Source organism: Streptomyces sp. 150FB, assembly GCF_000818195.1.
Taxonomy (GTDB): Bacteria; Actinomycetota; Actinomycetes; order Streptomycetales; family Streptomycetaceae; genus Streptomyces.
Genome location: NZ_JTHL01000001.1, coordinates 4,086,162 through 4,093,528 on the forward strand (window position 1 = coordinate 4,086,162; position 7,367 = coordinate 4,093,528).

Sequence of the window (7,367 nt, forward strand, 5' to 3'; positions counted from 1 at the left end):
GGGCTGACCGGGCTCGCGCAGGTGCGGGGGCGCTCGCGGCTGCCGTGGGACGAGGCGGCGCTGCTGGACCAGCACTACGTGGAGCACCACTGGATCGGCATGGACCTGGCGATCCTGGCCGGCACCCTCCCGGCCGTGCACCTCGCGCACATCCGCCCGGCGGTCCTGCGGGCCGTGGCCGCGCTCCGCCGGGCACGTCCGGTGGCCCTGAGCGACACAGATCACCGACAGCGCCGTTACATTGCTGCGAGACAAGTGGGTACCCTCAGCACAGAACGCTTAAGTTACCGCTTAGTACGCCCGGTTGTACGCAGGTAAGTACGCAGGCCCGAGGAGCCACCCCATGCAACTCGCCGCGATCATCGTGTCGCTGGTACTCGGCGTCGTCGGCGTAGCGCTGTTCGCCCGAGCCGTCGCCCAGATCTACCGCTTCGTACGGCTCGGCCAGGACGTCCCCGCCGGCGCCCGCACGGACGAACCCGCGCAGCGCACCCTGACGGTCGCCAAGGAGTTCCTCGGCCACACCCGTATGAACAGGTGGGGAGTCGTCGGCGTCGCCCACTGGTTCGTCGCCGTCGGCTTCTTCACGCTCGTACTGACCCTGATCAACGCCTTCGGCCAGCTCTTCCAGGCCGACTGGCTGCTGCCGGTCATCGGCGACTGGGTGCCGTACGAGGTGTTCGTCGAGCTGATCGGCGTACTGACGACGCTCGGCATCCTGACGCTGATCGTCATCCGCCAGCTCTCACTGCCGACCCGGGCGGGCCGCAAGTCCCGCTTCGCCGGCTCCAACTTCGGCCAGGCGTACTTCGTCGAGGCCGTCATCCTCGTCATCGGCCTGTGCATCCTGCTGCTGCGCGGCCTCGAAGGCGCGCTGCACCACCAGGACGCGTACGGCGCCGCGTACCTCATCTCGTACCCGCTGGTCGCCGCCTTCCGGGGGCTCAGCACCCCCACCGTCCAGAACCTGGTCTACCTGATCGCGCTGATCAAGATCGGTACGTCCTTCATCTGGATGATCACGGTCGCGCTCAAGACGGACATGGGCGTGGCCTGGCACCGCTTCCTCGCCTTCCCGAACATCTGGTTCAAGCGCGACGCCACCGGCGGTACGGCGCTGGGCCCGCTGCTGCCGATGGTGAGCGGCGGCAAGGAGATCGACTTCGAGGACCCGGGTGAGGACGACGTCTTCGGCGTCTCCCAGATCGAGCACTTCTCCTGGAAGGGCCTCCTCGACTTCTCGACCTGCACCGAGTGCGGTCGCTGCCAGTCGCAGTGCCCCGCCTGGAACACCGGCAAGCCGCTCTCCCCGAAGCTGCTGATCATGTCGCTGCGCGACCACGCGCACGCCAAGGCGCCGTACCTGCTGGCCGGCGGCGGCAAGAACGCCGAGGGCGAGGAGAAGGCGACACCCGAACAGCTCGCGCAGGTCCCCGCCGCCGCGCTCGCCGAGGCCGAGCGCCCGCTGATCGGGACGCTGGAGGAGAACGGGGTCATCGACCCGGACGTGCTGTGGTCCTGCACCACCTGCGGCGCGTGCGTGGAGCAGTGCCCGGTCGACATCGAGCACATCGACCACATCGTCGACATGCGCCGCTACCAGGTGATGATCGAGAGCGCCTTCCCCAGCGAGGCGGGGACGATGCTCAAGAACCTGGAGAAGAAGGGCAACCCCTGGGGGCTGCAGAAGAAGCAGCGCCTGGAGTGGACGAAGGACGTCGACTTCGAGGTGCCGGTCGTCGGCCAGGACATCGAGGACCTCACCGAGGTCGACTACCTGTACTGGGTCGGCTGCGCGGGCGCCCTCGAAGACCGCGCGAAGAAGACCACCAAGGCCTTCGCCGAACTGCTGCACATCGCCGGCGTGAAGTTCGCGATCATGGGCGGCGACGAGAAGTGCACGGGCGACTCGGCCCGGCGGCTCGGCAACGAACCGCTGTTCCAGCAGCTCGGCCAGGAGAACGTCGCGATGCTGAACATGGCGTACGGCGAGGATGACGAGGACCCCTCGACGAAGAAGCCCAAGGCGTCGAAGAAGATCGTCGCGACCTGCCCGCACTGCTTCAACACGATCGCGAACGAGTACCCGCAGCTCGGCGGCGAGTACGAGGTGATCCACCACACGCAGTTGCTCCAGCACCTGGTGGACGAGGGCAAGCTCGTACCCGTCACCCCGGTCGAGGGCCTGATCACGTACCACGACCCCTGCTACCTGGGCCGGCACAACAAGATCTACACCCCGCCCCGCGAGATCATCGCGAGCGTGCCCGGCCTGCGGAGCGAGGAGATGCACCGCCACAAGGAGCGGGGCTTCTGCTGCGGCGCCGGCGGCGCCCGGATGTGGATGGAGGAGCGGATCGGCAAGCGCGTCAACAACGAGCGGGTGGACGAGGCGCTCTCGCTGAACCCGGACATCGTGTCGACGGCCTGCCCGTTCTGCCTGGTGATGCTGACCGACTCCGTCAACGCCAAGAAGGGCGACGGCCAGGCGAAGGAGTCGCTCCAGGTCGTGGATGTGGCGCAGCTCCTGCTGGACTCCGTACGGACACCGGCGGACCCGGGGAGCACGGAGGAGTCGGAGCAGCAGCCGGAGCCCGAGCCGGTGAAGTAGGGCGCGGTACGTACGTCTCGTACAACCATGCGGACGGGCCGGTGGTCGAACCCCTATGGGGACTTCGGCGAAACGACTGACCATCGGCACCGTCCTGCTGCTCCCGGCGCTTCTGGCGGGCCTGACGGCCTGCTCGGCGCCGGAAGCGCCGGAAGGCAGCCACGACGGACCCCCGGCGTCGACGGCCCACTCGCCGCGCCCGGCCCCCGCCGCCCCCGCGCATCCGGGAGTCCGCTCCGACTTCAACGGCGACGGGCTGCCCGACCTGGTCGTGACGGACACGTCGGCCACGATCGACGGCGTGCACGCCTCCGGTTACATGGCCGTCCTGCCCGGTTCCGCCGAAGGCCCGGACACCACCCGGCACCAGATCATCACCCAGAACAGCCTGGGCCTCGGTAAGGCCGGGCAGGCCGCGGGCTTCGGCCTGCACGCCGTGACCGGCGACCTCGACGGCGACGGGTACGCGGACCTCGTCACGCAGGCGGGCAGCAACGCGGTCTTCGTCGTCTGGGGCGGCAGGGACAAGCTGTCCGGCGGCGCGAGGCTGACCGGCACGGCTCCGTTCACCGGCGACTTCGACGGCGACGGGAAGACCGACCTGGTGGCGATGGTGAAGAGGTCGGGCGTCCCGGAGGAGCCGAGCGGGGCGGTCATCTCGTACGGCCCCCTCAGCCGGTCGGGCGAGCCGAGCCGTACGGCGAAGCTCGACCTCACGCCGGACAACCGGGCGCAGTTCTACAGCGCGGCCGTCACCGGTGTGGGGGACGTCACCGGCGACGGCAAGGACGATCTCGTCGTGACGCTGTCGCACATCTTCAGCGACGAGGAACCGGTACCCCAGGCGACGGTCCTGTACCCGGGCACGGCGTCGGGCGTACCGGCCGAGGGGGCGTGGCTGAAGGACGCGCGAGGCGAGGACTTGTACGGCGACAACACCCTCACCACCGACGTGGACAAGGACGGCTACGCGGACGTCGTGATCGGACTGCCCTGCGCGCGCTCCGGGGAAGCGGATTTCACCCCGGAGGGCGGCGGCCGGATCGCGGTCTCCTACGGAGGCCGCGCCGGGATGAGCACCACGAGGAAGCCGACGACGATCAACGACAGGACACCGGGGATGCCGAAGGGTCTCGCCTCGGCGGAGACCGCGTACTGCGCCTTCGGCTGGACGCCGAGCGTGGGCGACGTGAACGGTGACGGATACGGCGATGTCGCCTTCGGGGCGGCGCTGAAGACCGCGGGCGTCGCGGCGGACGCGCGGTACACGGAGCTGGTGCTGCGGGGCGGCGCGAAAGGCCTGACGGCGGACGGCGTCCAGCAGATCCCGGGCGCCGACGGCTTCGGCACGGCGGCCGCGGTCCGCACCACCCAACTGGACACGAACGGGGACGGCGCCGACGAACTCGTCCTGAGTGCCGGGTCTCAAAGCCCGTCCGACCGCAACGTCCGGATCCTGAGCGGCTCGCCGGCGGGTCTCGACACGGCGCACCCCGCCTTCTTCGGCAGGGGGGCGCTGGGACAGCGATCCGCGCCGGGCGACGCGTTCGGCTCGAACTTCGCCCACTGATCCCCTAGGGGATGTCACAGCTCGGCCGCAAAGGCACTGGCGTTCCCCCACCGTTGCCGTACGGCCCGTCAGGAGCGGGTACGTTCGATGACGTGGCTGGATTCAGGAACGGACGCGGCCGGGACAACCGCGACCCGCAACAACACCCGCAACGGCAGCAGCAGCAACCGCAGCCGTACGGACGGCCGGCGTCGCCCCCGGGCTACGGCGGCAACGGCGGCAACGGCCGGACCGGATACCCGGCGCCGGCCCCTGCCCCCGCCCCGTCGCCGTACGGGCAGCAGCAGTGGCCGCCCACGAGCGGCGGCCAGGGCGGCGCCGGACAGGGCGGCGGCCCGTACGCCGGACAGGGCGAGCCGGAGTACTTCGGCGACCCCTACCCGCAGCAGTCGCACGGCCCCTCCCAGGGCGCTGCGCCGCGGGCCGACCCGTACGCCGCCGACAACCCGGGCAACACGCAGGCGTTCAGCATCGACGAGGACGCGTACGGCGACGGCGCCACGTACCACGCCGGTGCGGCCGCGGTGCCGACCGGACCGCGGCTCGGCTGGAAGGACCTGCTGAGCGGCATCGTCATGCGCCCTAACGCGACGTTCCTGCGGATGCGCGACTACCCGGTCTGGCTCCCGGCGCTGACCGTGATGTTCGTGTACGGCCTGCTGGCGCTGTTCGGCTTCGACACGGCGCGCGAACAGGCGATCGACGCGACACTCTCGACGACGATCCCGTACATGCTGACGACGGCCGTGGCCTTCATCATCGGCAGCCTGATCCTGGGTGTGGTGACCCACACGCTCGCCCGCCAGTTGGGCGGCGACGGCGCATGGCAGCCGACCGTGGGCCTGTCGATGCTGATCATGTCGATCACGGACGCCCCGCGCCTGATCTTCGCGGTCTTCCTGGGCGGCGACAACACGCTGGTGCAGGTGCTGGGCTGGATCACCTGGGCGGGGATGGCGGCGCTGTTCACGTCCATGGTGAGCAAGTCGCACGACCTGCCGTGGCCGAAGGCGCTGGGCGCTTCGGCGATCCAGTTGATCGCGATCCTGTCGCTGCTGAAACTGGGCGCGTTCTGACCGAGGCGTTCCGACCGAGGGTGGGAGGGGCACATCGGTCCCTCCCGCCTACCCCCGCCGCACGACGGGCTGCTCGGCGCTCCAGGGGAAGTTGATCCAGTCGTCGGTGCGCTTCCAGACGTACTCGCACTTCACGAGCGACTGCGTCTTCTCATATATGACGGCGCTGCGCACCTCGGCGACCTCCTCACGGCAGAAGTCGTGCACCAGCTTCAGCGTCCGGCCGGTGTCGGCGACGTCGTCGGCGATGAGGACCTTCTTGTTGGAGAAGTCGATGGCGTTCGGCACGGGCGCCAGCATGACCGGCATCTCCAGCGTGGTCCCGACACCGGTGTAGAACTCGACGTTCACCAGGTGGATGTTCTTGCAGTCCAGCGCGTACGCGAGCCCGCCGGCGACAAAGACCCCGCCGCGCGCGATGCTGAGCACCACGTCCGGCTCGTACCCGTCGTCGGCGATGGCCTGCGCCAGCTCACGGACGGCGCGGCCGAACGTACCGTACGAAAGATTCTCCCGTGCGTCGTTCATCGCGGCATCACACCTGAGTCCGGTGGAAATTCAGATACGACCGCGACGCCGTGGGCCCGCGCTGTCCCTGATAGCGCGACCCGTACCGCTCGGAGCCGTACGGGAACTGCGCCGGCGAGCTGAGCCGGAACAGGCACAACTGCCCGATCTTCATACCGGGCCAGAGCTTGATGGGCAGCGTCGCCATGTTCGACAGCTCAAGCGTCACATGCCCGGAGAACCCGGGATCGATGAAGCCGGCGGTGGAGTGCGTCACCAGCCCGAGGCGCCCCAGCGAGGACTTGCCCTCCAGCCGGGAGGCGACATCGTCGGGCAGCGAGATGACCTCGTACGTCGACGCCAGCACGAACTCCCCGGGATGCAGGATGAACGCGTCGTCGCCCTCGGGCTCGACGAGCCGCGTCAGATCGACCTGCTCGACGGCGGGGTCGATGTGCGGATAGAGGTGGTTCTCGAACACGCGAAAAAACCGGTCGAGCCGCACGTCGATGCTGGAGGGCTGCACCATCGACTCGTCGTACGGTTCGAGGCGCACGCGTCCGGAATCGAGCTCGGCCCGGATGTCGTTGTCAGAGAGAAGCACGCCCCGAGCTTACGCAGAACGCACGGGCCCACCTGAACCGGGCAGGCCCGCACGCCCTACCCAGGATCAACCCCGCCGGACCTCCACACCCTGCACACTCTCCACGGGCACGGCACTCCGCAACCGAGCACACCGCGGACACCGAATGAGCCGCCCGGGCCCGATCCGCCCGGCGTCGAGCTGCTGCATCGGGAACGACGTAGTACTGAACACATGCCCTTCGGCACATCGGACGACGGTGCGAGCCATCAAGTCCATCGGGTCCCTTCCCCAAGCAAACGCGGACGAAAGCCCACATTAGGGGATCAACGAAACCCCACCCCACCCGGCACTCCGTCGCCCACGCTACGCCCCAACTCCCGCCCCCACCCCCCACATCGCCCCCAGAACACAGAACAGACCCCGAGGGTCACAACGGATCCCGGGGCCTGCGATGAGGTAGAGTATGAACCGCTACGAGCCCCCAGAGGCTCACAGCGCGGGTGTAGTTTAATGGTAGAACATGAGCTTCCCAAGCTCAGAGCGCGAGTTCGATTCTCGTCACCCGCTCCACGACAAACCCCCAGGCCAGCGGCCCGGGGGTTGTTTGTTGTCTAGTCCAATTCGAGAGCCGCGCACCACTTGCGCACCACATCTGGCGGTCAATCGGCGCAACGGTGCGAAGCCTCAGAGACCTGCCGAATATCCGTTCGAGCACATTCTCGAATCCTGAGACCGACTTCGTGTGACGTGCGCCATACGTGTGACCGCCCCGACATCACTGACCGTCGCGACTCTTGATCGCGGCACAGTATCTTCATGCAGCCAACACCGCTACTGAGAAGCCGTTTCAGGCCGCCCCAGCCCCGCCGCCAGACGAACGGAGCCGAGCACGCTACGTGGCGATACTCCGGTTCGGGGGCTGACGCCGCGTCACGGCAGCCCCCGAACGGTCGGTCAATCCGGCGTCAGGCCCGGCGCACCACTTCCGCACCACTTGCCTCGTCGCGGGCCCCGTCC

7 protein-coding genes and 1 tRNA gene are annotated in these 7,367 nt (G+C 68.8%); 5 read left to right on the forward strand and 3 right to left on the reverse strand.

What is annotated here, in order from left to right:
* The 4 genes from QR77_RS46720 to QR77_RS17440 all read left to right on the forward strand — a co-directional run.
* Window positions 1-318 (forward strand): sugar transferase (locus QR77_RS46720; RefSeq protein ID WP_160310924.1); only part of this gene is annotated, 318 nt, incomplete at its 5' end.
* Window positions 319-343: 25 nt separating this feature from the next.
* The gene (locus QR77_RS17430) at window positions 344-2,611 is read left to right on the forward strand and encodes a (Fe-S)-binding protein (RefSeq protein WP_040022789.1); all 2,268 of its coding nucleotides are present in this window, start codon (window positions 344-346) and stop codon (window positions 2,609-2,611) included.
* Window positions 2,612-2,666: 55 nt separating this feature from the next.
* Window positions 2,667-4,181 carry an FG-GAP and VCBS repeat-containing protein gene (locus tag QR77_RS17435; RefSeq protein WP_040022790.1) on the forward strand — a complete coding sequence of 505 codons (1,515 nt, stop codon included), beginning with the start codon at window positions 2,667-2,669 and terminating at the stop codon, window positions 4,179-4,181.
* Window positions 4,182-4,273: 92 nt separating this feature from the next.
* The gene (locus QR77_RS17440; RefSeq protein WP_040022791.1) at window positions 4,274-5,257 is read left to right on the forward strand and encodes a Yip1 family protein; all 984 of its coding nucleotides are present in this window, start codon (window positions 4,274-4,276) and stop codon (window positions 5,255-5,257) included.
* Between the two features lie 48 nt (window positions 5,258-5,305).
* On the opposite strand, the gene QR77_RS17445 is transcribed toward QR77_RS17440, so the two are convergent.
* The 3 genes from QR77_RS17445 to QR77_RS48735 form a co-directional block, all read right to left on the reverse strand.
* Window positions 5,306-5,785 carry a phosphoribosyltransferase gene (locus QR77_RS17445; protein ID WP_040022792.1) on the reverse strand — a complete coding sequence of 160 codons (480 nt, stop codon included), beginning with the start codon at window positions 5,783-5,785 and terminating at the stop codon, window positions 5,306-5,308.
* A 7-nt stretch (window positions 5,786-5,792) separates the two neighbouring features.
* On the reverse strand, window positions 5,793-6,368 hold the full coding sequence (gene dcd, locus QR77_RS17450) for a dCTP deaminase (protein WP_040022793.1): 576 nt from the start codon (window positions 6,366-6,368) through the stop codon (window positions 5,793-5,795).
* A gap of 66 nt (window positions 6,369-6,434) precedes the next feature.
* Window positions 6,435-6,626: a hypothetical protein gene (locus QR77_RS48735; protein ID WP_078876802.1), complete on the reverse strand. Its 192-nt coding sequence runs from the start codon at window positions 6,624-6,626 to the stop codon at window positions 6,435-6,437.
* 220 nt (window positions 6,627-6,846) lie between these two features.
* Here QR77_RS48735 and QR77_RS17455 point away from each other — a divergent pair.
* Window positions 6,847-6,920, forward strand: a tRNA-Gly gene (locus QR77_RS17455).
* Window positions 6,921-7,367 lie beyond the last annotated feature (447 nt).

Coding starts and splice junctions, on each gene's coding strand:
- QR77_RS48735 (WP_078876802.1), bottom strand. CDS start 6,626: ATGGACTTGATGGCTCGCACCGTCGTCCGATGTGCCGAAGGGCATGTG.
- QR77_RS17430 (WP_040022789.1), top strand. CDS start 344: ATGCAACTCGCCGCGATCATCGTGTCGCTGGTACTCGGCGTCGTCGGC.
- QR77_RS17445 (WP_040022792.1), bottom strand. CDS start 5,785: ATGAACGACGCACGGGAGAATCTTTCGTACGGTACGTTCGGCCGCGCC.
- QR77_RS17435 (WP_040022790.1), top strand. CDS start 2,667: ATGGGGACTTCGGCGAAACGACTGACCATCGGCACCGTCCTGCTGCTC.